This is a genomic window from Mesorhizobium sp. CA7, assembly GCF_020165015.1.
Classification (GTDB): domain Bacteria; phylum Pseudomonadota; class Alphaproteobacteria; order Rhizobiales; family Rhizobiaceae; genus Mesorhizobium.
The window spans coordinates 79,949-103,242 of the sequence record NZ_JAIUHH010000002.1 but is presented as its reverse complement, the minus strand read 5'-3'; the positions used below and the strand labels follow the sequence as shown (position 1 = coordinate 103,242).

General features: G+C 63.1%; 22 protein-coding genes. 10 read left to right on the top strand and 12 right to left on the bottom strand.

Annotated features, from left to right (window positions below; translation table 11 throughout):
- Positions 1 to 43: 43 nt before the first annotated feature.
- The 6 genes from LB552_RS05240 to LB552_RS05215 form a co-directional block, all read right to left on the bottom strand.
- A complete protein-coding gene (locus tag LB552_RS05240; RefSeq protein WP_224602434.1) occupies positions 44 to 1,264 on the bottom strand; it encodes a glycosyltransferase family 2 protein in 1,221 nt (406 codons plus the stop codon).
- Between the two features lie 88 nt (positions 1,265 to 1,352).
- Positions 1,353 to 2,684 (bottom strand): UDP-glucose dehydrogenase family protein, encoded by a 1,332-nt coding sequence (locus LB552_RS05235; RefSeq protein WP_140845616.1) that lies wholly within the window; start codon positions 2,682 to 2,684, stop codon positions 1,353 to 1,355.
- A gap of 130 nt (positions 2,685 to 2,814) precedes the next feature.
- Positions 2,815 to 3,699: a glycoside hydrolase family 16 protein gene (locus LB552_RS05230; RefSeq protein ID WP_224602431.1), complete on the bottom strand. Its 885-nt coding sequence runs from the start codon at positions 3,697 to 3,699 to the stop codon at positions 2,815 to 2,817.
- Positions 3,700 to 3,834: 135 nt separating this feature from the next.
- Complete coding sequence (locus LB552_RS05225) at positions 3,835 to 4,212, bottom strand: hypothetical protein (protein WP_224602429.1); 378 nt, start codon at positions 4,210 to 4,212, stop codon at positions 3,835 to 3,837.
- A 123-nt stretch (positions 4,213 to 4,335) separates the two neighbouring features.
- Positions 4,336 to 5,364 carry a glycosyltransferase family 2 protein gene (locus LB552_RS05220; RefSeq protein WP_095769418.1) on the bottom strand — a complete coding sequence of 343 codons (1,029 nt, stop codon included), beginning with the start codon at positions 5,362 to 5,364 and terminating at the stop codon, positions 4,336 to 4,338.
- A gap of 4 nt (positions 5,365 to 5,368) precedes the next feature.
- Positions 5,369 to 6,631: a nucleotidyltransferase family protein gene (locus LB552_RS05215; protein ID WP_224602426.1), complete on the bottom strand. Its 1,263-nt coding sequence runs from the start codon at positions 6,629 to 6,631 to the stop codon at positions 5,369 to 5,371.
- A gap of 500 nt (positions 6,632 to 7,131) precedes the next feature.
- Here LB552_RS05215 and LB552_RS05210 point away from each other — a divergent pair, with 500 nt between their 5' ends.
- The 6 genes from LB552_RS05210 to LB552_RS05185 all read left to right on the top strand — a co-directional run bounded on the left by LB552_RS05210 (position 7,132) and on the right by LB552_RS05185 (position 12,933).
- Complete coding sequence (locus LB552_RS05210) at positions 7,132 to 7,284, top strand: lasso RiPP family leader peptide-containing protein (protein ID WP_095769314.1); 153 nt, start codon at positions 7,132 to 7,134, stop codon at positions 7,282 to 7,284.
- A 154-nt stretch (positions 7,285 to 7,438) separates the two neighbouring features.
- Positions 7,439 to 7,738 (top strand): PqqD family protein, encoded by a 300-nt coding sequence (locus LB552_RS05205; protein ID WP_095769315.1) that lies wholly within the window; start codon positions 7,439 to 7,441, stop codon positions 7,736 to 7,738.
- The gene (locus tag LB552_RS05200) at positions 7,722 to 8,138 is read left to right on the top strand and encodes a lasso peptide biosynthesis B2 protein (protein ID WP_224602419.1); all 417 of its coding nucleotides are present in this window, start codon (positions 7,722 to 7,724) and stop codon (positions 8,136 to 8,138) included. The genes LB552_RS05205 and LB552_RS05200 overlap by 17 nt, the downstream gene beginning before the upstream one ends.
- Before the next feature lie 3 nt (positions 8,139 to 8,141).
- Entirely contained in the window at positions 8,142 to 10,052 is a 1,911-nt protein-coding gene (locus LB552_RS05195) for a lasso peptide isopeptide bond-forming cyclase (RefSeq protein ID WP_224602418.1), read from the top strand.
- Positions 10,049 to 11,029, top strand: coding sequence for a serine kinase (locus LB552_RS05190; protein ID WP_318012013.1), 981 nt, complete (start codon positions 10,049 to 10,051; stop codon positions 11,027 to 11,029). Before LB552_RS05195 ends, LB552_RS05190 begins: the two co-directional genes overlap by 4 nt.
- An 8-nt stretch (positions 11,030 to 11,037) precedes the next feature.
- The gene (locus LB552_RS05185) at positions 11,038 to 12,933 is read left to right on the top strand and encodes an ABC transporter ATP-binding protein (RefSeq protein WP_224603384.1); all 1,896 of its coding nucleotides are present in this window, start codon (positions 11,038 to 11,040) and stop codon (positions 12,931 to 12,933) included.
- Here the strand turns inward: LB552_RS05185 and LB552_RS05180 are convergent.
- The gene (locus LB552_RS05180) at positions 12,907 to 13,179 is read right to left on the bottom strand and encodes an exopolysaccharide production repressor exox (protein WP_140544959.1); all 273 of its coding nucleotides are present in this window, start codon (positions 13,177 to 13,179) and stop codon (positions 12,907 to 12,909) included. The two genes, LB552_RS05185 and LB552_RS05180, sit on opposite strands and share 27 nt — an antisense overlap.
- A 607-nt stretch (positions 13,180 to 13,786) precedes the next feature.
- Here LB552_RS05180 and LB552_RS05175 point away from each other — a divergent pair.
- From LB552_RS05175 to LB552_RS05160, 4 genes are all read left to right on the top strand, one after another.
- Positions 13,787 to 14,464 (top strand): sugar transferase, encoded by a 678-nt coding sequence (locus LB552_RS05175; protein ID WP_140544958.1) that lies wholly within the window; start codon positions 13,787 to 13,789, stop codon positions 14,462 to 14,464.
- Positions 14,465 to 14,648: 184 nt separating this feature from the next.
- A complete protein-coding gene (locus LB552_RS05170) occupies positions 14,649 to 15,827 on the top strand; it encodes a polysaccharide biosynthesis/export family protein (protein WP_095769320.1) in 1,179 nt (392 codons plus the stop codon).
- A gap of 115 nt (positions 15,828 to 15,942) precedes the next feature.
- Positions 15,943 to 17,037 (top strand): acyltransferase family protein, encoded by a 1,095-nt coding sequence (locus LB552_RS05165; RefSeq protein ID WP_224602411.1) that lies wholly within the window; start codon positions 15,943 to 15,945, stop codon positions 17,035 to 17,037.
- Between the two features lie 18 nt (positions 17,038 to 17,055).
- On the top strand, positions 17,056 to 18,339 hold the full coding sequence (locus tag LB552_RS05160; protein WP_224602409.1) for an O-antigen ligase family protein: 1,284 nt from the start codon (positions 17,056 to 17,058) through the stop codon (positions 18,337 to 18,339).
- 93 nt (positions 18,340 to 18,432) lie between these two features.
- Here LB552_RS05160 and LB552_RS05155 read toward each other — a convergent pair whose 3' ends face one another.
- The 5 genes from LB552_RS05155 to LB552_RS05135 all read right to left on the bottom strand — a co-directional run bounded on the left by LB552_RS05155 (position 18,433) and on the right by LB552_RS05135 (position 23,238).
- Entirely contained in the window at positions 18,433 to 19,434 is a 1,002-nt protein-coding gene (locus LB552_RS05155; protein WP_224602407.1) for a glycosyltransferase family 10 domain-containing protein, read from the bottom strand.
- A 74-nt stretch (positions 19,435 to 19,508) separates the two neighbouring features.
- Positions 19,509 to 20,084: a DUF1349 domain-containing protein gene (locus tag LB552_RS05150; RefSeq protein ID WP_224545390.1), complete on the bottom strand. Its 576-nt coding sequence runs from the start codon at positions 20,082 to 20,084 to the stop codon at positions 19,509 to 19,511.
- Positions 20,085 to 20,205: 121 nt separating this feature from the next.
- Complete coding sequence (locus LB552_RS05145; protein ID WP_095769324.1) at positions 20,206 to 21,645, bottom strand: aldehyde dehydrogenase family protein; 1,440 nt, start codon at positions 21,643 to 21,645, stop codon at positions 20,206 to 20,208.
- A 125-nt stretch (positions 21,646 to 21,770) separates the two neighbouring features.
- Positions 21,771 to 22,256 (bottom strand): hypothetical protein, encoded by a 486-nt coding sequence (locus LB552_RS05140; RefSeq protein WP_224602405.1) that lies wholly within the window; start codon positions 22,254 to 22,256, stop codon positions 21,771 to 21,773.
- 88 nt (positions 22,257 to 22,344) lie between these two features.
- The gene (locus LB552_RS05135; protein ID WP_095769326.1) at positions 22,345 to 23,238 is read right to left on the bottom strand and encodes a sugar phosphate isomerase/epimerase family protein; all 894 of its coding nucleotides are present in this window, start codon (positions 23,236 to 23,238) and stop codon (positions 22,345 to 22,347) included.
- Between the last annotated feature and the right edge of the window lie 56 nt (positions 23,239 to 23,294).

The following is a 23,294-nucleotide window of genomic DNA, read 5'->3' as shown; positions in this document are numbered from 1 at the left end:
GCTCCTAATTCGGCCCGGGCGAGTATCCGCAAGCCACGGCTCATCAGCTTGCGCCGCGCGCCAAGGGAAGCTTCGACGTCATGGCCCGACACAGCCGGCCGAGCGAAGCGGAAAGCGACAGCGCCGAATACTCCCGCAACAATTTCGAAGCCGGGATCACCTTTCCCGCCTTCAGGTCCCGCGCCAGATAATGCGGGAAGGAATGCATGTATTCCCTGACGATGTCGGCCTTCAGCGGTCCCGACCTCCAGGCCTTCACCGCCGAGACGAATTCGTCGGCCGGGGCGGATGCCAAACCTGTATCGTAGGCTTCGAACGTACGCCGCACGATGGCGCGTTCCTTGTCGCTGAGCGACGTCTTTCCGGCTCGTTCGGCAAGCAGGGCGTAGCGGCGGATGTCCTCGGCCGCGTGATGCCACAGACCCTTCCTGGCCATGATGCTCGACCGCTGCAGCAGCGCCTGCATCTCGAGATCGGCCGTCCTCGGCAGGGCCTGCTCCGAGCGATCCAGATACTCATGCAGATCGACCGACTTGTAGACCTCTTCCATGATCGCCCGGTCGTACGCGCCCCAGGCCTTGATCCGGTCGGTGTAGGAAATGACCACCTTGGTGCTGCCGCGGACCATGTCGTGCTGGCGCTGGAAGAACATCAAGCCATCAACCCTGATGCCCTTGAACCGGCGTGCAAGCCTCAACATCATCTCGTAGTCCTGCGACCGGACCAGGGTCTCGTTAAAGCCACCCACCTCGTCGTAGCATTCGCGGCGCACCAGGAGGCCCGGCTGGTGGACGTGGCAATATTCGAGATGCGACGGGAAGAAATTGTCCTGGCTGACATGTCCGAAGGCGACGATCTCGTAATCCTGCTCCTCGATCTGGGCCGAACGCTGGAAACGCGCATATTCGCCGAATGCGAAATCAGCGGCCGGCTCGCGCTCGAAGGCGGCGAGAAACCGCTCAAGCGCCGTCGGGTGCGCGACGTCGTCGTCATCGAATATCCAGACGAAATCTCCTGTGCAGCGCTTCAGGGCAAAATTCAGCGCCGTCGATTTCCCGCCATTTTCCTTGTGGTAGTATTCCACCGGCGCCGGGAAAGAGGCCGCCACCGCGCCGGTATCATCCGTCGAGCCGTCGTCCACGATCAGGATCTGATCCGGCATCACGGTCTGCCGCAGCAGGCTGCCGATGGATTCGGGCAGGAATTTTTGCCGGTTGAAAGTGGGGACGATGACGGTGACCGTCGGTTTGCGCTGCGCAGCCATTGATGACCTCATACTGTTGCCGATGCCCCGTTCGCCGGCATGAGTCCACAGCCATGGCGACGGCCATTGTCCTTGAGGCAATCAGCCCTCATGCCGCCATCCTGCCGATCGAGAAGTATTCGATGCCGTAGCGCGCGATCACCTTGGGATCGTAGAGATTGCGGCCGTCGAAGATGACCGGCGTCGTCAGCGCATCCTTGAGCGCGTCGAAGGACGGCGCGCGGAAGCTCTTCCATTCGGTGCAGATCAAAAGCGCGTCGGCGCCGCGCAGCGCCGCTTCCTTGGTGCCGCACAAAAGCAGATCCTCGCGCAGGCCGTAGATCGCCTGGCACTCCTGCATCGCCTCGGGATCGTAGGCCTGCACCTTGGCGCCGGCCGCCCACAACGCTTCCATCAGCGTGCGCGCCGGCGCCTCGCGCATGTCGTCGGTGTTGGGCTTGAAGGCCAGCCCCCAGACGGCAAAGGTCTTGCCCCTGAGCGCGCCCTTGAAATAGTGGTTGACCTTGTCGAACAGGACCGACTTCTGCGCATTGTTGCGCTCCTCGACGGCGCGCAGCAGCTTGGCGTCGAACTTCACGCCCTCGGCGGTCTTGATCAGCGCGCGCACATCCTTCGGGAAGCACGAGCCGCCATAGCCGAGGCCGGGATAGATGAAGTGGTAGCCGATGCGCGGATCCGAGCCGATGCCCTTGCGCACCTCCTCGATGTCGGCGCCCAGCTGCTCGGCGAGATTGGCCATCTCGTTCATGAAGCTGATCTTGGTCGCCAGCATGCAGTTGGCGGCGTATTTGGTGAATTCGGCGCTGCGCACATCCATCACGATCATCTTCTCGTGGTTGCGGTTGAACGGCGCGTAGAGCTCGCGCATCACCATCTCGGTGTCCTCGCTGGAGGTGCCGACGATGATGCGGTCCGGCTTCATGCAATCGGCGACCGCCGAGCCTTCCTTGAGGAATTCGGGGTTCGAGGCGACATCGAAGGCGAGATCCTCGCGGCCGCGCTTCTTCAGCGTTTCGGCGATCCTGGCCTTCACCTTCTCGCAAGTGCCGACCGGCACGGTCGACTTGCCGACGACGATCTTGGCGCTGTCCATCTCACGGCCGATGGTCTCGGCGACGGCCAGCACATATTTCAGATCGGCCGAGCCATCCTCGCCGGGCGGCGTGCCGACCGCGATCATCTGGATCTGGCCATGCCTGACCGCCGCCGCCGCGTCGGTGGTGAAGCGGATGCGGCCGGCCGCGTGGTTTTCTCTGACGAGAGCCTCGAGGCCCGGTTCGAAAATCGGCACCAAGCCCTGGTTCAGCCGCTCCACCTTCTTCTCGTCGATATCGACGCACACCACCTCATGGCCGACCTCGGCCAGCACAGCGGCCTGCACGAGACCGACATAGCCAATCCCAAATACCGTCAAATTCATTTGGTTCTATTCCTGTCAAAGGCCGGGCCGCAAAAGCGGTCCGGCCGGTTCAGATGTCCCGCAGGCCAAACGGCCCAGTTGGTTCGGCATGATCCTATCCCAAAATCGGTTCCACTTTGGGGGATCATGCCTAGTTGGAATTGCTAATGCTGCATGCCAGCGATTCCGGGAATTGGCATGGCTGGCCCAAAGCGGTGAAAGCGACGCGCTTGACCTCCATGGTCACCTTGCTGCCGGGATCGACAAAGGCGCCCATCCAGTTGGTCAGCTTGTCGCTGCCCCAGAGGCTGAAGAAGATTTTCTGCGAATGGGTCGGCAACTCGTCGGGGTTGGTCACCTCATGGACGAGCTTGCCGTTGACGTACCAGCGCAGCCGGTCTTTCTCCCAGACGAAGCCATAATCGTTGAAGCCCTTGTCGGCGCCGCCTTCGACGTCGACAAGCTTGCCGTTCTTCGGCTTGCCCTGGATGTAGCTGTTGACCTGCACCTTCGACGGATCCTTGGTGAGGACCTCGAAGTCGATCTCGTCCCAAGGCTGTTTGTCCTGCGGGCCGATATAGGAGAAGAAGGCGGCGTTGAGGCCGGAGCCGGTGCCGGTCTTCATCCGTGCCTCATAGACGCCGTAGCCGTAGCGCTGCTTGGTCTGGATCTCGGCGCAGGCGAACTCGCGGTCCTTCAGCTTGCGCTTTTCGAAGCCCAGCGAAAGCACGCCGTCGGACAGCCGCACGAGATCCTTCGACCACGTGCAGTTCTGATGTGCGCCATTGGTCCAGCCGTCCGAGACGAACCAGCGGGACTGGTTGAAATTCGAGAAATCGTCGACGAAGGACGGCGCGCTTTGCAGCTCTTGCTGCGCCGCTTGCGCATGCGCGGGATGCGGGCTCGCCGCAAGGGCCGCAGCGACCGCAAACAGGGCGCCGATCACGGCAAGCCTCAGGCTGGTTAATCCGCTCCCTGGCGCCTGCGATACCTCGCAAGCCGCCTCGGTGGAGGTGTTGTCCGGATCTGCGTTCATAACAAACTCACCTTGTGTTGTCCGCCCAACCCAAAGTCATCCTCGGTTCGCATGAGCGAGCCGCTTCCGATCTTCCGCCCTGTGACTCCTCTAATGTCCTGTAACGTCTCGTACCGCTGACGGCGCCTGACGCCGTCAGCCTCTTGCCGTCGCCTGCGCAGCAGACCGGTCGGCACCATCCTCGACGATCGCGTCGAGCGAATGACGCAGTTCCTTCACCAGGCCTTTCTGGCGAACGAGCTCCGCAATGCGCCGCTCGCAGTTCAGGATCGACTTGGTCATCGCGGCGACATCCGATCCCTTGCTGGCCGACGCCGAACCATTCTCCATCGCCTCGACCAGAAAGGCGGCGTTGGCAGCCGTCGACTTATAACGATTCTCCAGTCCGGTTTTCTCCGCCTCAATCTCGGCCGCGATCTGGTCGAACAGCTTCGCCAGCCGGTCGAAACGCTGGAGGTCGGTCTGCCGGTCGCGAGCCGGATCCCGGGATCTGAAGCTAAAAATCGAAGCCATCCTATCGGCCTTTCGAAATTGCTGCATTGCAACATAGACTGCCATTCCGGCAGCGACTAGGCAACATCATAGTTTCCGGAATGCGATTTTTTGAGGGACGGCGGCTTCCGGGACAATGGGCGATCACCCGCTTGCGGCGCTGGTTGCCGCCATCAGGAAGCGCGTCGGCGGCATCTGCTGCCGCGCAACAATCCCGGTGCGGCGGAACAGCGCGTCGAGCTTGTCGGTGGCGACGCCGCGCACGATCGGGATCAGATTCGATTGGCTTGCGAAAGCGTAGGCCGCGGCCGATGCCAGCCCACGCTCGGCCTTCACATCAAGGAAGTTGCGCAGCCGGTATTTGTCGCGGACATGGCGCTCATGGCGCCGCAACGCGGCCTTCGAGCGCTCCGGAAGGCTGTCTATCTGGAGCAGCGCCAGATCGGCATCGGCAAGGCGCTTCAAATCCTGCGTCCTGTGGCGGCCGCTCAGCGAATCGGCGCGCACGATCGCGCCATAGCCGCAGGATTTGATGATCTTGAACCGAGCCCCGTAAGCGACAGCGCGCGCGTAGAGTTCGTAGTCCTCGCCAAGCCTGAGGTTCTCGTCGTAGCTCAACCCATGCCGCTCGAGGAAAGCCCGGCTGATCACCGGCTTGAGGAAACCGAGCTCGCCGCGCCGCACACGGCGGCGCGAGATGTTGCCGTCGATGAAGCGCTCGAAATCGAGAAATTCCGGCTCGGCCGCGAAAGGCGGGGCGGCGACCTTGGCGAGGTCGGTCGCCGCATCGTCGCGGATCAGCATGATGTTGTCGGCGGCGAAATCCCAGTCGGTGCTGGCGAAAAGCCGGCGGAAGCGGCCTTCGAGGAAGAAATCGTCGGCGTCGAGAATGCTGATGAAGGGCGATTTGGAGGCCTGGATGGCGGCGTTGCGCGCGGCGGAAGGACCGCGATTGACGTCGAAACGAATGACGGCAAGCCGGCCGCTGCCGTCGTCGGCGGCCAAAGCCACATCCCGGGTGTCATCGGTGGAGGCGTCGTCGACCACGATGACTTCGGCGACTTCGGCCTCGCGCAGCGCCGAAGCGATGGCGCCGGGAATGGTGCGCGCCGCATTGCGCGCGGCGATGATGACGCAGACTCCCGAGGTCGTTATGGGCGTCGTCACGGGCATGGGCTCACCTTTCGCTTGCATGATTGGCCGCCCCGCCCACGATTCTGATCATTTCGCTCCGCGCCGGCCCGGCCGTGGCCGGGCGCTCGAAGATGCGCCGGCTGAGGTCGGCGGAGGCCGCCCAGCCGGCTTCAGCCAGGTAGCGGACCGGCTCGCGACCGCAGAGTTCCCACAGCACATGGCGGCGCTGCGGCCAGCGCAGGGACGCGAGCCACGGCGCCATGACCATGTGGAAGAGGTCGGCGTTGTCGATGCGGGCCAGCATGCGGGTGGCGCGATCCGAAAGCAGCGTGCCGTCGCCGCCGAGCAGCACGTCGGCGGCGCGCAATCCCAAGAGCAGCGTATCCGCCAGGCCCTGTTCGGCGGCGTGGTCGAGCACCCTCCGCTGCTCGGCTTCGCTCAGGCGGCTGACGCTGGCCCTGACGTCACAGACATAGCCGGCGCAGGGCTCGCGGTTGAAAAAGGCCTTGGCGACGCTGATCGCGGACAAAAGCAAGGTGTCGGCGGCCGAGATGATCGGCATGGCGGCGCCGGCCACCTCGACTTCGCGCTTGCGGCGCAGGAAGCCGTCGGTGTCGCGCGGGCTGGGCGAACCCGGCTGCTGCAGCCGGTGGTGGAGGTCGACCGTCGAGGCCCTCGCGCCGTCTTCGCGCACCATATGTTGCTCACCGAGGAAGCGCACCCACCAGACCGAACGCGACTTGCCGGCAACCTCATAGCCCATCGTGCGCAACGCATCGCGGGCCTTGGCGAAACCGGTCGGCGAAACCAGTATATCGACGTCGCCGGATGGCTTCATGAAGTGGTCGCCATAAAGCAGATGCTGCTGGAGCGGCCCCTTGAGGAAGACGAAATCGACCTGCCTGTCGCGCAGCACACGAGCGATGGCCACCGAATCGCCAATGCAGGCGACATTCATCGACATGGTACGCCGGCGGTAGCTGTCGAGCCAACCAGGCAACTCCGCAGGCGCGGTATTCGCGGGCGCCCGCGCGAGCGCCTTGAGCAGGAACACGGCGACCTTGTTCAGCCTGGCGATGTCGGCGACATTGGTTGCCGAAATTGGGGCCGCCGAGATTGTGGCCGCCGTGATCGGGGTGGCCGTGATCGGGGTGGCCGACACCGTCGGCGCGGGCACATCGACCCGGCCATCCGTGATGTTGGCTCGTGGCGCGAAAAACAGCCTCAGGCAGGCCTGCACATAAGCGACTTCGTCGGCGCAGCCGGCGGCGCGCAGCCTTTCATAGGAGCCATCCTGCACCGCCATGCCCGATGTCGTTCTCCGCAAAATGCCGCCCAAAGCGGTTATACTGCAACTGCGAAGAAAAGCATCGGAAAAATTGACGCGCTCACGCCAAAAGCGGCTGAGGTCGCCTCCTGACCGCAACCCCAGCGTTTAAAATCGCTTCACGTTCAATCACTTTTGAAGACAATTCCAGGGGCGTCCCGGCTGGCCGGAAAATGACGATTTTTTGTGACAAATTCTTCGCAATTGCGAGATGTCTTTTTCGCCTGAAAAATTATCGCAGATAAATCAACCGCTTATCTAAACGGCACGGACCTACGGTTGAATTCCTGGATGGGTGAGGTTTAGGATGACGCTGCCTAGGCCTTGATTAACAACGGATGCGAGCGCAACCAAGAATTGATTAATGCTTGGTAAATCAAGCTTGACTCATGGATGTTGCCATGCAGCAATTGCGCTGCAGCATAGCGATATGTTGGCGGCATTCTGCAGCCGCTTCCAGTCCTTAATTGGAGAGTACAATGGAACAGAATGTTGAAAAGCATGAGTATGAAACCCCCAGCCTGACGGTTCACGGTTCGATTGAAACCATCACGCAGGGCGGTGCAGGCACGACGGCGCTCGACGCGAGCTTTCCCGCGCACACGCCGGTCGGCGAGCTGACTTTCTCTTAAAACTCACATGTATCCGGGTGTCTGAGTTGGGGCTCCGGATGCTCTCCAACAGGTGAGCCGGGGGGCGTTGTCCCCCGGATTCCTGCCGAGGATCGCAGGCAACCGATCCCGGTGGAAGCCATAGGGCGCGACGGGCCAGCAACGAGGTTTTAGGATGCACTGGAACCCTTCGGACCATGACCGCGTCGTCGCGACGAACGAGGCGGTGGCTTGTGAATTCGGCGCCGGACTGGCGCTACTCCACCTCAAATCCAATGTCTATTACAGCCTGAACGGCGTCGGCGCCTTCATCTGGGAGCAGATCCAGGAGCCGCGATCCATGCTCGATATCCGCAGCGCCGTACTTGCGCGCTACAATGTCGATGCCGAACGCTGCAGGGCCGATGTCGAGGGCTTGCTCAAGGGGCTGAGCGAAGCAGGGCTTGCGAGGCTCCACAATGAGGAACTGGTCTAGGCTCCGCTCGCTGAGCGCCTGGGAAATGCTGTTTCTGGCGCGCTGCCTGATGGTGGTGAGCGTTGTGCGGCTCGCGTTGACGCTGTCCTCCTATAACCGTGTCCGTCGCCTGGTGACGGCAATGCACGCCAGACGCGACGCCAGTGTCGCCGACCTGCGGCGTGTCGCATGGGGCGTCGCCGCCGCGGCGCGGCTCGTGCCGGGCGCCAGCTGCCTGACCCAAGCGCTGGCCGGACAATATCTGCTCGCCCGCCAGGGCAGCGCATCGAAAATCAGCATCGGCATCGAACGAGGGACCGGCAGCGAGCTCAAGGCGCATGCCTGGTTGATGAGCGGCAACCACATCGTGCTTGGCGGCTCGATCAAAGGATTTGCCCATCTGGTCGACCATGGGTCGTGAGCGATGAGCGGCGTCGCTGGAATCGTGCTCAGCGATAACGGCCGGCCCGCCGCGGCCGGCGATATCCAAGAGATGCTTTCGCGCATGCGCCACCGCGCCCGCGACGGTAGCTCATGGTGGACGGACGGCAGCGTGGCGCTCGGCCATGCCTGGCTCGACACGACCGGCGAGAAGGGCCCCGGCCCGCTGACGATGGCCGGCGGCAAGCTCGCCATCACCGCCGACTGCCGGCTGGACAATCGCGACGAGCTTCTGGCGCGGCTCGGCATGCGGGACCGGTCGGTCGCCGACGCGGTGCTCATCATGCGCGCCTACCTTAAGTGGGGCGAGGCCTGCCCGACCTATCTGCAGGGCGATTTCGCCTTCGCGATATGGGATGGCGAGCGCCGGGCGCTGTTTTGCGCGCGCGATCATCTCGGCGTCAAACCTTTCTACTATCATTCGACCGGCAGGCGCTTCGCCTTCGCCTCGGAGATCGGGCCGATCCTGGCGCTGGACGGCGTCGGCAGGCGGCTCAGCGAACACCAGATTTCCGGCTTCCTCGCCGGCTTGACGGACGATCCGCAGGCCACGCTGTACGCCGAAATCTTCCGCCTGCCGGCGCGGCACAGCATGACGGTCGCCGACCGCCGGGTAGTGCTGCAGCGCTACTGGCAGATCGAGCCTTCGCAGCGGCCGCCGCACCCGGACGCGGCTGAGGAATTCCGGCATCTCTTCGCGCAATCGGTGGAGAACCGCATGCGCGGCACGCCGGCCGTCGGCGCGATGCTGAGTGGCGGGCTCGATTCCTCCTCGATCGCTTGCGTTGCCGGTCTTCGCGCGGCGGCTAAGCGAAACCCGAAGCTCAAGACTTTCTCGCTGGTCTTCGACAAGGGATCGTCGATGGACGAGAAGCCGTTCATCGATGCGGTGCTCGACGACAATCCGCTCGATGCCACGCTGATTGCGGTGAGCAATTACGCGCCCTTCGCCGAGTTCGAGCGCATCCTGGAGGAACAGGAAGGCACGTTCCTGGCGCCCGGTCTGTCATTGACCCGCGACCTTTACCGCACCGCGGGCGCAAAGGGCGTCAAGGTGCTTCTCGACGGGCATGGCGGCGACGAGGTCGTCTCGCAGGGCCATGGGCACCTTCACGAACTCGCCAATGCCGGCCGTTGGCTCGAGCTGTGGCGCGAATTGCACAGCGCCGCCAACACCTATGGCGAGGGCATGTTCTCCCTCTATTTCAAGTTCCTGACCATCTACGGACCCGCTTGGCGGATCGCCCGGATGAGATCGATGGCCAGACGCCTTGTCGGCAAGGTGCGGCAGAGGCCAGCATCGGCGCCGCGCGCGTGGCGGGGCCTGGTCAATCCGGACCTTGCCAGGCGCACCGATCTTGCCGAGCGCTTCCATCGCAGCGGCTACATGCCCGCCGCCGTGAGCGCCAGCGAAGCGCTGACGCATCGCTGGCTGCTGTCCACCGGGCTGGTGCCGCACGCCTTCGAAGTGCTCGACAAGGCCGCCGCCAATTCCGGCGTCGAGCCCCGCTATCCGTTCTGGGACAAGCCGCTCGTCGAGTTCTGCCTGGCGCTGCCCGGCGAGGAAAAGCTCAGGGACGGGTTTGGCCGCCACGTGCTGCGCCGCGCGATGCAAGGCATTCTGCCGCCGGCCGTGCAATGGCGACGCGACAAGATCGATTTCACCGCCAACCTGGTCAAGGGCATGCTCGGCAACCACCGCGAGCTTCTGGACAGGCTGCTGATAGCGGACGGCGAGCGGATCGCGCCCTATGTCAACCTGCCTGAAGTGAACGCCGTCTATGAGCGCCTGCTCAGCCAGCCCGAGCAGGCAACGCTGCCCGACGTCCAGCATGTCTGGCGTTCGGTTTCGCTGTCGCTGTGGCTACGGCAAGTCCAAGGAAGCCCCGCATGAATCTTCCGATCGCTTCCTTTGCGCGACCGGGGCCCGCCACCGGGACAATGGCGCCGGGCGGACGCGTCCGCCATTTCTACAGGGCGTACGGGCTGGTCGTCAGTTCAGACCTGGCCTTGCCGGAACTGGAGCCGACAGCACCGGCGACACCGGACCTGGAGATCGCGGTCGGGCCGATCGACTTTCCCGACGGCGCATCGCATGGCGCCACGGGCTTTCGGTTCGAGGCGACGCGCCAATATCTTTCCTGGCAGGCGGTCGGCACCTTCATGATCAGCGACGGCAGGCGGATCGATGTCGATCCGGCGCCGGGGATCGACGACCCGCTGCTTGCCTTTCCGCTGCTCGGGCCGGTTATGGCTCTTGCCCTACATCGGCGCGGGCTGCTCGTCCTGCATGCCAGCGCCATTGCCGTCGACGGCAAGAGCGTGATCTTCATGGGCGACAAGGGCGCCGGCAAGTCGACGACGGCGGGCGCGATGATCCGCGCCGGCCATCGGCTGCTCACCGACGACGTCGTCGCGCTGGATTTGTCCGACCCTGGACGACCGATGATCCTGCCCGGATTTCCGCAGCTCAAGCTCGCCGCGGATGCGGCCGGCGCCATTCACCTCGAGCAGGCGGAAGTGCGCCCGCAGGTGCATCCGCAAATCGACAAGGCGCAGCATCGGCTGCATGACGGATTTGCCGCCGAGGCGGTGCCGGTATCGCGCATCTATGTGCTCGAGCGCGGCGAACGCGCGGCGATCTCGCAGCTTGCCGGTGTCGCCGCGCTGCCGGCGATCATCAAATTCTCATACATCACGCGCTTCGGCCGGCAGGCGTTGGCCGGCGATCTCGCCGCCGCGCATCTCAGCCAATGCGCTGAGATCGCCGGGCTGATCGGCGTCAACCGCCTCGAAGTGCCGGCCGGACTCGCCAGGCTCGATGAAGCGGTCGCCGCGATCGAATCCGACCTGGCGTCGGGAACAAGGTGAGCCAGGGTATGGGCTGGTCCTCGAAGTTTCGCCTGTCGCTTTTGCGCGATGTCGCCGGTTTCGGCGCCATGGTGGCGCATGTCGGCGGACGGCGCACGGCGACGGCGCTTGCCTTCCTGATCCTGGGGAGCCTCACCGAAGGCATTTCGATCCTGCTGCTCGTTCCGCTGCTGCGCCTGATCGGCAAGCCCGACCAGGACTATGCGGTGCGGGTGCCGGAGGCCTTGCATCGGCTGGTGCCCGGCGGAACGCTGTCGCTCGCGAGCGTGCTCTCACTGCTCGTCGCGCTGGTGGCGCTGCAAGCGATGTTCAACCGCTTCAAGTCGGTCTACATGGCGCGGTTGCTCTATGACTTCGTCAACCGCGTGCGCATGAACCTGTTCGAGAGCATCGGCAAGGCGCGCTGGGGCGTTTTCACCCGCATCCGCAGCTCCGATCTCGACCATGCGCTGAACGGCGACGTCGACCGGGTGCAGGTTGCGGCCTTCTCGCTGCTGATGCTGACCCAAGCCACACTGCTCCTGGCCGGCTATCTCATTGTCTCGCTGTTCATCTCGCCGGTGATGACGTGCTTCGCCATCCTTGTCGGTCTGGTGCTGCTGGTTGCGCTGCAGCCGTTCCGGGCGCGCGCCAGCGCCTATGGCCGCACGCTGACCGGCAATCGCCAGGACCAATACCGCACGGTCTCCGAGTTCCTCGGCGGCATCAAGGTCGCCAAAAGCCTGAACGTCGAGGCAAGCTATTTTGCCGAGCTCGGCGCGACGCTGGACAGGATGAAGGCCGACAACATCGCCTTCGTCCGCAACAGCTCGCTCGGCACCGCTCTGTTCCAGGTTACGAGCGTGATCGGGCTGAGCCTCTTCATCTATATCGCGCTGGTTCGCTTTCACCTGTCGCTGGCCGAGATCGTCGTGCTGCTCCTGGTCTTCATGCGGGTCGCGCCGCGCTTCATGGACATGCAGCTTCAGACCCAACAAGTGCTGATCAACCTGCCGGCCTATGCTTCGATGCAAAGCCTCCAGGCTCGCTTCGATGCCGAGCGCGAGCCGGAAGAGAACGTGACCGAACAAGGCGCAAAACTGTCGCTTGAGACCGGCCTCAACATCCGCGATGTGGCGTTCGCCTATGGCGAGGGCGACGGCAAACCGGTGGCCAGCGACATCACCTTCGGTCTGCCGGCCGGAAAGGTGACGGCGCTGATCGGCCCTTCGGGTTCCGGCAAGAGCACGATCGCCGACATGCTGCTTGGGCTGCTTGAACCCACCCAAGGACGTATTCTGGCCGACGGCGTGGAGATCACAGCGCAGAATCGCAGGGCCTGGCGCGATCAGGTCGCCTATGTGCCGCAGGATGTGTTCCTGCTGCACGACACGATCGCCGCCAATCTGCGCCTTGCGGCGCCTGAGGCCAGCGACGAAGAACTGTGGGCGGCCCTGCGAAACGCCCATGCGGCCGATTTCGTGGAGCGGCTGGACTCGCGGCTCGATACGGTGGTGGGCGACCGCGGCGTCCGCCTTTCCGGCGGAGAGCGGCAGCGCATCGCATTGGCGCGTGCGCTGCTGCGCAAACCCTCGCTGCTCATCCTCGACGAGGCGACAAGCGCGCTCGACTGGCAGAATCAGTCGCTGATCGCCCAATCAATCGAGGCGCTGCGCGACCGGATGACGATTTTGACCATCGCACACCGGCCGTCGATGATCGCCTTCGCCGACTGGGTCGTGGCCATCGAGAACGGACGCATCGTCGAGGTCGGACAATATCGGCGGTTGAGGGCGAAAGCCGGCAGCCGGCTTGCGAGGATGCTGTCCGGCGAGCAGGCGGAGCGCGAAAGCGCGCCACCGATCGCGGCCGGGCTGACCTCCGCGCCGGTCGAACGTTCAGTGGAGGCTGCGTCTGGCGCTTAGCTTTTCGCCTTCGGCGACCTTACTCAGGATCGGGCCGCGGTCCGCCTCACGGGTCTTGTCGGCCGATGTCGGCGTGGCTCCCCCGATCATGGCAAAGACCAGAAGGAAATAGCCAGCCTGGATAATGACGGCGCAGACGATGGTGCGAAGCAGGATGGTTCCCGCCGACGCGCCATCGAAATAGGACCAGCCGATGACGATCGCGAGCGCGAAGATCATACCGACAATGAATTTCGGCAAAGACATGACCGCCGCCCTCTCAACCGAGACGAGCATGCAGAAGCTGCGACTTACCCACCCGCGTAACTCCCCGTTGCGCCAAAGAGCTCTTTCTGGCTGCCCAATCCGGCCGGTTGCTTCCGACCTTCCTTACCCGTGCAGACTATGACAGGAACAATTTGCGACTCTATTAAGGCCGGCCTGCCGGAGCAAGGCCGTGCAGGTATGGTTTCCAACGATTTTACGAGATCGACTCTGCCATGCTGCGCCGCACACTCTGGCTCCGAGAGCTATTCAATGAGACGTCTGCCGCTTCAGTTAAACTCATGACTTTGATTAGTATTTTATGTGAATAACTTACCATTGCGAGTGCTTCCAGCGGCCTGCAACCGCGTTTCTTCTGCAGCAAAGAATGCACTGTCCAAAAATGGCCCGAAAAGCGGACTACATTTTCCTGGTTTTCTCTCACCTTGTCATAAACGTGCCACAAAGGTGAAAATTTGGGCAAGGCAGGTTTATTATTTAATCAATTCATGACGTGAACATTTCAAGGCGATGGGAAATTGTGTGTTGCGCTGCAGCATTTTTTTGGTATCTTGCCGTAAACCATCCGTTCAACGTATGGAGCTTCTGCATGAGGGACGTCGCCAAGTCGGCAAATGCGAGTTTTGCGCAGGCCGGCGTTGATTTTCCACCCCCCATCGGCGGTCTGCTCAAACGCAGTTTCGATGTCGTTGGGTCCCTGGCTGGGCTGATCTTGCTGAGCCCGCTCTTCCTGATGGTCGCGCTGCTGGTCAAGCTTTCGGATAATGGTCCGATCTTCTATGGCCACAAGCGTATCGGCCGCGGCGGCAGGATTTTCTCTTGCCTCAAATTCCGTACCATGGTGCCGGATGGCGAGCGCGTGCTCGCTGCGTATCTGGCGGCCAATCCGGAAGCCAACGCCGAATGGATCGCGACGCGCAAGCTGAAGAACGATCCGCGCGTCACCCGCGTCGGCCAGGTGCTTCGCAAGCTCAGCCTCGATGAGCTGCCGCAGATCCTCAACATCCTGCAGGGCGACATGAGTCTTGTCGGCCCGCGCCCGGTCGTGCGCGACGAATTGGAAATCTACGGCAGCGCGGCGGTCTATTACCTGAAATCGCGCCCTGGTCTCACCGGGTTGTGGCAGGTGAGCGGCCGCAACGACGTATCCTACGACACGCGCGTCGCCTTCGATCGCCATTATGTCGAGAACTGGTCGTTGTCCGGGGATATTCGCATCATCTTCAAGACTGTCCCTGCCGTGTGGATGTCACGCGGCAGCTATTGACCGACGGGCCTGCTCCGCCAGATTCGGGGCAGGCATCCGGCAGTGATCTCATCGGGCGGATGGGGCCAAAGCGAATCGGAAAACGTATTTGACAAAAGACCTCTTCGGACTGCCCTTCGCATGCAGTCTCATATCCAGGACCACAGCCCGCTTCGGCGGCGTCTTGCTTGCTGCGTTGCTGGTCATGCCGCAGGTCGCTGCCGCCAGCGACTATCGGCTTGGACCGCTGGACAAGCTCAACATCCGGGTCGCCGAATGGCAGACCGTCGACGGCACGTTCCGCGATTGGTCGGCCCTCAATGGCGAGTATTCGGTCGGCCCGGGCGGGATGCTCTCGGTGCCCTTCGTCGGCGACATGCAGGCCGCCGGCAAGACGACGGCCGAGATCGCTTCAGCGATCGGGCTCGCCCTGCAACGAAAGCTGGCGCTGCCCGACAAGCCGGAAGCCTCGGTCGAGATGGCGCAGTTCCGGCCGTTCTACATTTCAGGCGAAGTCCAGAACCCCGGGCAGTTTCCCTTCGTGCCCGATCTGACCGTGCTCAAGGCAATCAGCATTGCTGGCGGTATCCGGCGCAATGCCGACTATGGTCCGCAGCTCGAAAAGGATCTGATTACCGCCAAGGGCAGCTATGAGATCTATGACGACCAGCGCTTGCGGCTGATGGTCAAGCGAGCCCGCATCGACGCCGACCTCGCCGGGAAGACGACTTTCGAGGTGCCTCAGGAAATTCAAGGCGATCCGAGATTGCCGACCATCGTCGCCGACGAAACGGCGATCCTGGTCTCCGACCAGAAATCGCTGAAGCTGAAGCTCGACGCACTCGACGACCTGAAGGGTGTTCTGCAGTCGGAAATCGAATCGCTGCAAAAGAAGATCGCCAACCAGCAGAAGCAGGTCGATCTGGCCTCGAAGCAGGCCGACAGCATCGGTCCGCTGGCGCAGAAGGGCCTGGTCGCCAATGCGCGCCTGCTTTCCTCGCAGCAGTCGGTCACCGACCTGCAGGGCAAGATCCTGGATTATGAGACGGCGATCCTCACCGCCAAGCAGTCGATCAGCAAGGCGGAGCAGGACGCTATCGATGCCCGCAACACACTGAGTTCGAGCCTCACCGCCGATCGGCAGCAAACGGAAGCGAACCTTAATGAGGCGGCCTTGAGGGTCGGCATGCAGAAAGGCCTAATCGCACAGGCATCGGATCCGGCAACGGCTGCCGCCTACACCGGCAATGAAGAGCCAGCCCTGCTCTATTCGCTGGTGCGCGTCGTCGACGGCAAGACCAGCGAGGTCGAAGCCAAGGAAGACACGCCTATCCTGCCGGGCGACGTAATCAAGGTGAAGCTGGCGCCGACGGCCAGCCAATAGCGCCGCCGGCCCGGGTTTGTCCGAAGCGAACCGGGACGAAGGCGGGAGGGACAAGCCAGGCTCGTTCGCGCGCAGCGCGGGCGAGCGATCTGTTTGGACCGCTTGAAGGCATAACATGCAGCCCGCAGCCCAGCGTCACGTGTATCTGAACCTCGACGCCATCCGCGGCGTGGCGGCGATCAGCGTCATGCTCTACCATTTCTCGCCATTCCTCGCCGACGGCAAGGTGCTGCCGTCGAGCTATCTCGCGGTCGATCTGTTCTTCCTGCTCAGCGGCTTCGTCATCGCGCATGCCTATGACCGCAAGATCGAAACCGGCATGGGCTTCGGCACTTTCGTGGCCATCCGCCTGATCCGGCTCTATCCGCTCTATCTAGCCGGCACGCTGCTCGGCTTCTTCTATTTGCTGGTCAAGAACAGACTGATGCCGGCGGAATACATGCCGCTGCCCGAGATCGGCATGCAGCTGACGACGGGCATGTTCTTCATCCCGCTGGTCGGCGATGCCTATCATACGATCTTTCCTCTCAACCCGGCATCGTGGTCGCTGTTCTTCGAGCTCATCGTCAACATCGCCTATGTCGCTGTCTTCGTGCTCCTGTCGCGGCGGGTGCTGACGGGGATCGTCGGCGCCAGCCTCGTGCTGCTCGTCGTCGCCTCGGTTTTCGCCGGCACGCTCGATTTCGGCATGACCGGCAAGACCATCGTCAGCGGGCTGCCGCGCGTAACCTTCTCGTTCTTCCTGGGCGTGCTGCTCTGCCGATCGATGGCCCGCTGGCAGGGCAGCTTCGGCTTCCTGCGGCGCGGCTTCTGGGTCGAGGGCGCGATCCTGCTCACGCTTGCCGTCTTCGCCATTGCCCCGGCTGCCGGCGGCGCGCGCGTTGCCTACGACCTCGCGGCAATCGTCATCGTCTTCCCGATCATGGTGATGACCGGCGCGGTGGCGCCGACCGCGCCGCGACTGTCAGGCGTCTATGGCTGGCTCGGGCGGATTTCCTACCCGATCTACATCATCCACACGCCGATGCTGATGATCATCGCCGGGGCTGGCAAGGCCTTCTCGATCGATCCGTTCGCGCATCATCCCTTGTTCGGCATCGTGATGGCGGCGATGGTTGTCGTCATCGCCGACATCGCCACGCGCGTCTATGACGAGCCGGTGCGGCGCTTCCTGCAGCGGCAGATGCAGCGCGCCCGGGCCGTGGCTTAGCGCGGGACAAAAGCCGGTATGAAGATTCCGAAATCCATCCTGATCGATCCCGATCGCAACGAGACCTACGGCATTTTCGCCGTCGCGGTTTCCACGCTCGCCTTCGCCTACTCGCCCAATTTCGGCCAGATCCTGATCCTCGCCTACTACGCCGTCTGGCTGCCGCTGCTGTTCGTCGACTACCGGCGCTTCACCTGGAAACTCTCCAGCGCCTGGCTACCCATTCTGCTTGCGGCCTATGTCTGCCTCTCGGTGTTCTGGTCGCAGGCGGCGGGCATCAGCGCGCGCGCGGCGGTGCAATATTCCTCGCACATCGTATGCGCCTATGTCGCGGCGCGCACCATCAGCGTGCGCACGCTGGTGGTCGGCTCGCTGATCGGCATCTTCTTCGTGCTGCTCTATTCACTCGGAGTCGGTGGTTACGCGCTCGACACGATCGACGGCACGGTCAATTTCGTCGGCGCCTTCGGTTCCAAGAACCAGGTCGGCTTCTTCTCTTCGCTCGGCATCTTCTTCTGCCTGGCGTTCCTTGTCTTCTACCGGCGCAACTGGCTGGGCTTCGTCTGGACCGCGCCGATCATGCTTTTGTCGGTCTATATGCTGGCAATCGCCCATTCGGCGACGTCGGTGGCCTCGCTGCCGGCGGTGATCGGCATCGTGATGCTGCTCACCATGACCAAGGTGCTGTCGCGACGCTATCGCCGGGTGCTGTTCGTCGTCGGCGCCGGGGCGCTGGTGACGGGCGTGGTGGCAGCGCTCAACCTCGGGCTGCTGGATGTCGTGCTCGGCATCTTCGGCAAGGATTCGACGCTCACCGGCCGCACCTATCTGTGGGAACAGGGCTGGAAAGCAGCGCAGCAGCGTCCGCTGCTCGGCTATGGCTATGCCGCCTATTGGGTGCAGGGTTTTGCCGATCCGGAGCGGCTGTGGGCGGAATTCTATATCTCGACGCGTTCCGGCTTCCACTTCCACAACACCTATGTCGAGACGCTGGTCGAAATCGGCTTCATCGGCGTCACCTTGCTGGCGCTGGTCATCCTGCGCGCCTTCTACGGCCATGTATCGAAGGTGGTGTTCGGCGGGTGGAGTGCCGATTCGGTGGTGCTTGCCGGCGCGACCGGGCTGATGCTGATCCGCTCCTTCTTCGAGGTCGAGATGCTCGGCCCCTATTTCATGGCGTCCTTCATCGTCTATTATGGCCTGTTCAAGCTGAACCCATTGCCGGCTTTCCGGCGCCGCCAGATGGTCGTTCCCGCCGAGGACGAGAGGCCGGCCATCGGCCGCATGCCGGCGCCGACCTGAGAGGCTTTTGGCGTGCTCGCCAACGATCTGGGGATCCGCCCGAGCGGCTTGCCCAAGCCCGAAATCCTGCACGTGCCGTGGTAAACGCCTGTGTTACATCGGCCTGCCGCGCCAAGCAGCTTTCCAACGCCGCAACCTGGTACGCAGAAATGCCTCGGCCCCAAACGGCAGCGAAGGTTTGCCTGGCCGCCGGCCCGTACTCTGCTGCGTCAGGCGCTGAGCGATGAGGCGGGCGAGCCGACAACGCGGATGCATGTCGAGATCAGCCACTTGACCGGCCAGCCTCTCGGGCAGCGGCCTCGATCGCCAGGCAAGATAGGCTGCGTAGGCCTGCGGTGTTTCGATGAGATGGTGAAGATAGGCCGCCAGTTCCGCCGGTGTGCTGAAGGATGCGACGTCGATGTAGGAATTGTCGGGAACGAACGCCGCGGCATTTGGCGCGCCGAGATAGACCGGCACCGTGCCGGCCTCCAGCGGATCGAACATCTTTTCGGTGACGTAGTCGGGCGCGATCGAATTCTCCAGCGCCAGGCAAAAGCGATAGCGGCCAATGGTCTCGATCTTGGTTTGCCGGCCGAGATCGAGGCCAGTGATCTCGCGGTTGGGCCGGTAGCGGCCGTAGCAATCGACCGCGATGTGCCGGGACAGTTCGGCGATGAATGTATCACGACCGCTCTTATTGATGCTCGATGACTGGAAGTGCACCGTCGGTGCGCGCTCGGGCTTGGGCGGTATCGGCGCATGTCGGGCGGCTTCCCACCAGCTTGCGTCAGGCAGATAAGGCGTCCAGACGTCCGCCCCGGTTTCATAGGTCATGACGATGTCGAAGTGCTGCATGACGGCCGCATCGGTCATGACGGGATAGTTGACGACGCTCTCCATCGACCAGGCAACCCAAAGCTGGCCGGGATATTTGCGGGCGTCGCCGGCCTCACGAAAATTCGGCAAATGGAAAACCACCGCATCGGCCTCGGCAAGCCGTCGCCGGTCGTTGGTCCATTCGACGGGTGCTGGATATTGCGGCGTGGCCGCAATGTCGGTCGGCTTGTTGAAGCAGCGCGTCCAGAACAGGATCAGCGGAGTATCAGACGGCATCGGACCCTTCCGCTCTGGCAAGGCGCCGTCTTACCTTATCGCGGCAATCGCGAAAGAACCACGCGGTTCCGCACTCACCCATGCAGGTCCCTTGCAATCGCCGGCCCGATCGTGAAGCCGGAGAAGGTCGCCTCAAAGCCTTCGCGCTGCGGCGAGCAGCACATCATGCCGACATCGACCGTTTTCGAGATCGGGAAATAGGCCAGGCGCACCGGTTTCCAGTGGCCGTCCGAGGCGTCCAGATACTGGATGCGGATCGCCTCGGCGTGGCGGGTTAGGCGGATCCTGACGCCGTCCTTGCCGGCGGCGATGGCGACCAGCGACCAGTCGGAGGTGTCGTTGGTGACGACGACGGAGAAGTATGCCAGCCCGTCGGTGTATTCGATGCCGGCCTTGATCCAGTGCGTTTCGCTCAGGCGCAGCATCAGCCCCGCCTGATCGTAGAGCACCTTGTAGTCCCCCTTGACGGTCACCTCGGCGCTGAAGTCACCCTCGACGGAACGGTAGAGGAAATGGCCGTTGTCTCGCCAGAAGCCGTAGAAGGTCTCGCGCCAGAAGTCGGTGTCCTTGCCTGTTCGGACGGTGAGCGTTCCGTCGCCGACCGTGTGCTGCGGTGGCGGGTTGAGCCATGTCATGTCGGCCACGCTCATCGATCTGCTCCCGGATTGGACTAGTGCGTTTCACCGTTTCATGGAAACGGCGAAACGCCCTATCTCCTTGTTTTTGCGCAATTCCGGACGGAAAACCGCCAACACTTTTCCTGGAACTGCTCTAGCCGGCGAATGTATAGGCGGTCTTCACCGTGGTGTAGAACTCCATCGCGTAACGGCCTTGTTCGCGCGGGCCGTAGCTCGAGCCCTTGCGGCCGCCGAACGGCACGTGGAAATCGACGCCGGCCGTCGGCAGGTTGACCATCACCATGCCGGCCTCGGAATTGCGCTTGAAATGCGTCGCGTGCTTCAGGCTGGTGGTGCAGATGCCGGAGGTGAGGCCGAACGGCGTGTCGTTGGCGACAGCCAGCGCTTCGTCATAGTCCTTGACGCGGATGACATTGGCGACGGGGCCGAAAATCTCCTCGCGCGAGATGCGCATCGCGTTGGTCGAGCCGACAAACAGCGCAGGCTGCAGATAAAAGCCAGGCGCGCCGCGCTCAAGCCGGTCACCGCCGAAGGCGAGCTCGGCGCCTTCCTGGCGGCCGATGGCGATGTAATCCTCGTCCTGCTTGAGCTGGTTCTGGTCGACGACAGGACCGATCTGGGTCTTGGCATCGAGCGCATCGCCGATGACGAGCTTGTCCAGCCGCTCCTTGATCGCGTCGACAAAACGGTCGTGGATGCCGTCGGTGACGATCAGGCGCGAGGACGCCGTGCAGCGCTGTCCGGTCGAGAAATAAGCGCCGTTGACCGCGCAGTCGACGGCCACCGCGAGATCGGCGTCGTCGAGCACGACGAGCGGATTCTTGCCGCCCATTTCGAGCTGGAATTTGCGCATGTGCTCCACACTTGCCGCGGCGACGCGCTTGCCGGTCCCGACCGAGCCTGTGAAGGAGATGGCGTTGACATCGGGATTGTCGAGCATCGCCTGGCCGACCACCGATCCCTTGCCCATGACGAGGTTGAGCACGCCCTTGGGCAGGCCGGCGCGGTGCAGGATATCGACGATGGTCCAGGCGCTTTCGGGAACCAGCTCGGCCGGCTTGAAGACGATCGTGTTGCCGTAGGCCAGCGCCGGCGCGATCTTCCAGGCGGGGATGGCGATGGGGAAATTCCACGGCGTGATGATGCCGACGACGCCGACGCCTTCGCGCGTCATCTCGACGCCGACGCCAGGCCGAACGCTCGGCACCATCTCGCCCGACAGACGCAGCGTCTCACCGGCGAAGAAGTCGAATATCTGCGCGGCGCGGATCGTCTCGCCGACGCCCTCTGCCAGCGTCTTGCCTTCCTCGCGCGCGAGCGACCGGCCGATCTCGTCCTTGCGTGCCATGATCTCGTCGGAGGTTTTCTTCAGCACGGCATGGCGGGCCAGCGGGCCTGAGCGCGACCAGGCCGGAAAGGCCGCCTTGGCGGCCGCGATGGCCTGCTTTGCCTGCTCAGGCCCGGCCGAAGCATATTCGCCGACGATGTCGTTGGTGTTCGACGGGTTGATGTTGCGCGAGCCGGCCTCGCCAAGCCACTCGCCGTCGATCAGGTTCTTGCGCAGCACGGTCATTGTCTTATTCCTTGAAGCTGGGGTAGTGGCAGTCCGTCGGCCGGTCAATTGTCGGACAAATGATATAATGATTGTCCCGTGGCAGGTCTACCGGCCTTCTGCGACAAACCTAGGGCCTTGCCGCGTCAGGTCGAGAACGACCAGAACAGACAGGCGAGCGTGACCGCGCCGAAGGCGACGAAGAACAGGCTTCTGAGCAGGATGTTGCGGCGAAGCTCGTTCATGGTGAGATGCGCCGCAACGATCACTGCCACGAACAGGAAACGCCAGTTGAAAAGCGCCCAGAGCACCTCGTGCTGGCCGAAGGCCCATCTGGCGATCAGCGAGCCGACGATGGTCGCGAACAATACGATCGTCGCCCAGAAGATCGCATCGGCCGCATGGGTCAGTACGACGCCGGCGGCGCGGATGGGCAGGATCATCATCAGCATGGCTGCGAAGAAATAGACGGCGGCGATCGCCAGGAATGAGCCGGCGTCGGCGATGCCGTCGAGACGCTTCACGCCGAACGCGCCATAGGGATAGCCGTGCCTCGCCACGGCCAATGACAGCGCCATCAGCAAAGCGCTCAAAACCGTGACCAGTGCGAATGTGCCGAGGGCCTTGCTCATGCCTTTTCCTGTCGAGACGAATCAACAGGAGTCTAGCAGAGCATGGCCCTCGAAAGCCGCAATTCACTGCTCGACATTCTCGAAGACGTCAGGGCCTTTGCGAAGCCGAGACGAGATCGGCCTTGCGCCGGGCCGTCTCCAGGCCGACCGCGATGAAGCGGCGCGCATGACGAGCAAGCTCCATATTGTCGGTCCACAGATTGCGCCAGATCGCCGTCTTCCGCGACAGATTCTCGTCGACGATCTCGGACGAGAAGGATTCGAAGCTGAGATCGTCGCTGTAGCCGATCGCCGCCAGCGCATCGAAGATCGCCGAGAAATCGATGCTGCCGGTGCCCAGAAAGCCGCGATGGCTCTCGCCGATATGGACATAACCGATCTTCCTCGCGGCATGGCGGATGGCCAGGCCGACATCGGCCTCCTCGATGTTCATGTGGAAGGTGTCGAGGTGCAGGAAGATGTTGTCGGAGCCGGTGTCTTCGATGAAAGCTAGTCCTTGCGCGGCGGTGTTGAGCAGGTTGCTTTCGAAGCGGTTGACGATTTCGAGATTGAGCGTCACGCCGGCGGCCTTGGCCGTTTCCGCAACCCCGGCAAGTGTAGCGGCGCTGCGGTTCCACTGATCGCGCGTCGGCGGTTCGGTTTGCAGGCCGTGGCTTGCCGAGAGAATGCCGCCGATCTTTTGGCCGCCGAGATCGCGCGTGAGGGCGACGGTGCGGTTCAGGATCTCGACGCCGCGCGCGGCGACCGCCTTGTCTGGGCTGGAGATGTCGCCGTCGGCAGGCAGGCCAATGCTGATCGCTACGCCCAGGCCGAGATCGGTGATGCTTTTGGCCAGCCTGCCGATATCGACATCCGCCGGATCGAGATAGGAGAATTCGATCAGGTCGAAGCCGGCTTCCTTCGTGTTGGCCAGCGTGCGTTCGAGATCCGCCTGCGCCGAACTCGCAGACCAGACGAAAGAATGGATACCAATGCGCGACATGATCGTCTCCGTCCGATGAATGAGGCGCGGCCGGACCGATCCGGCCGCGCCAGCCT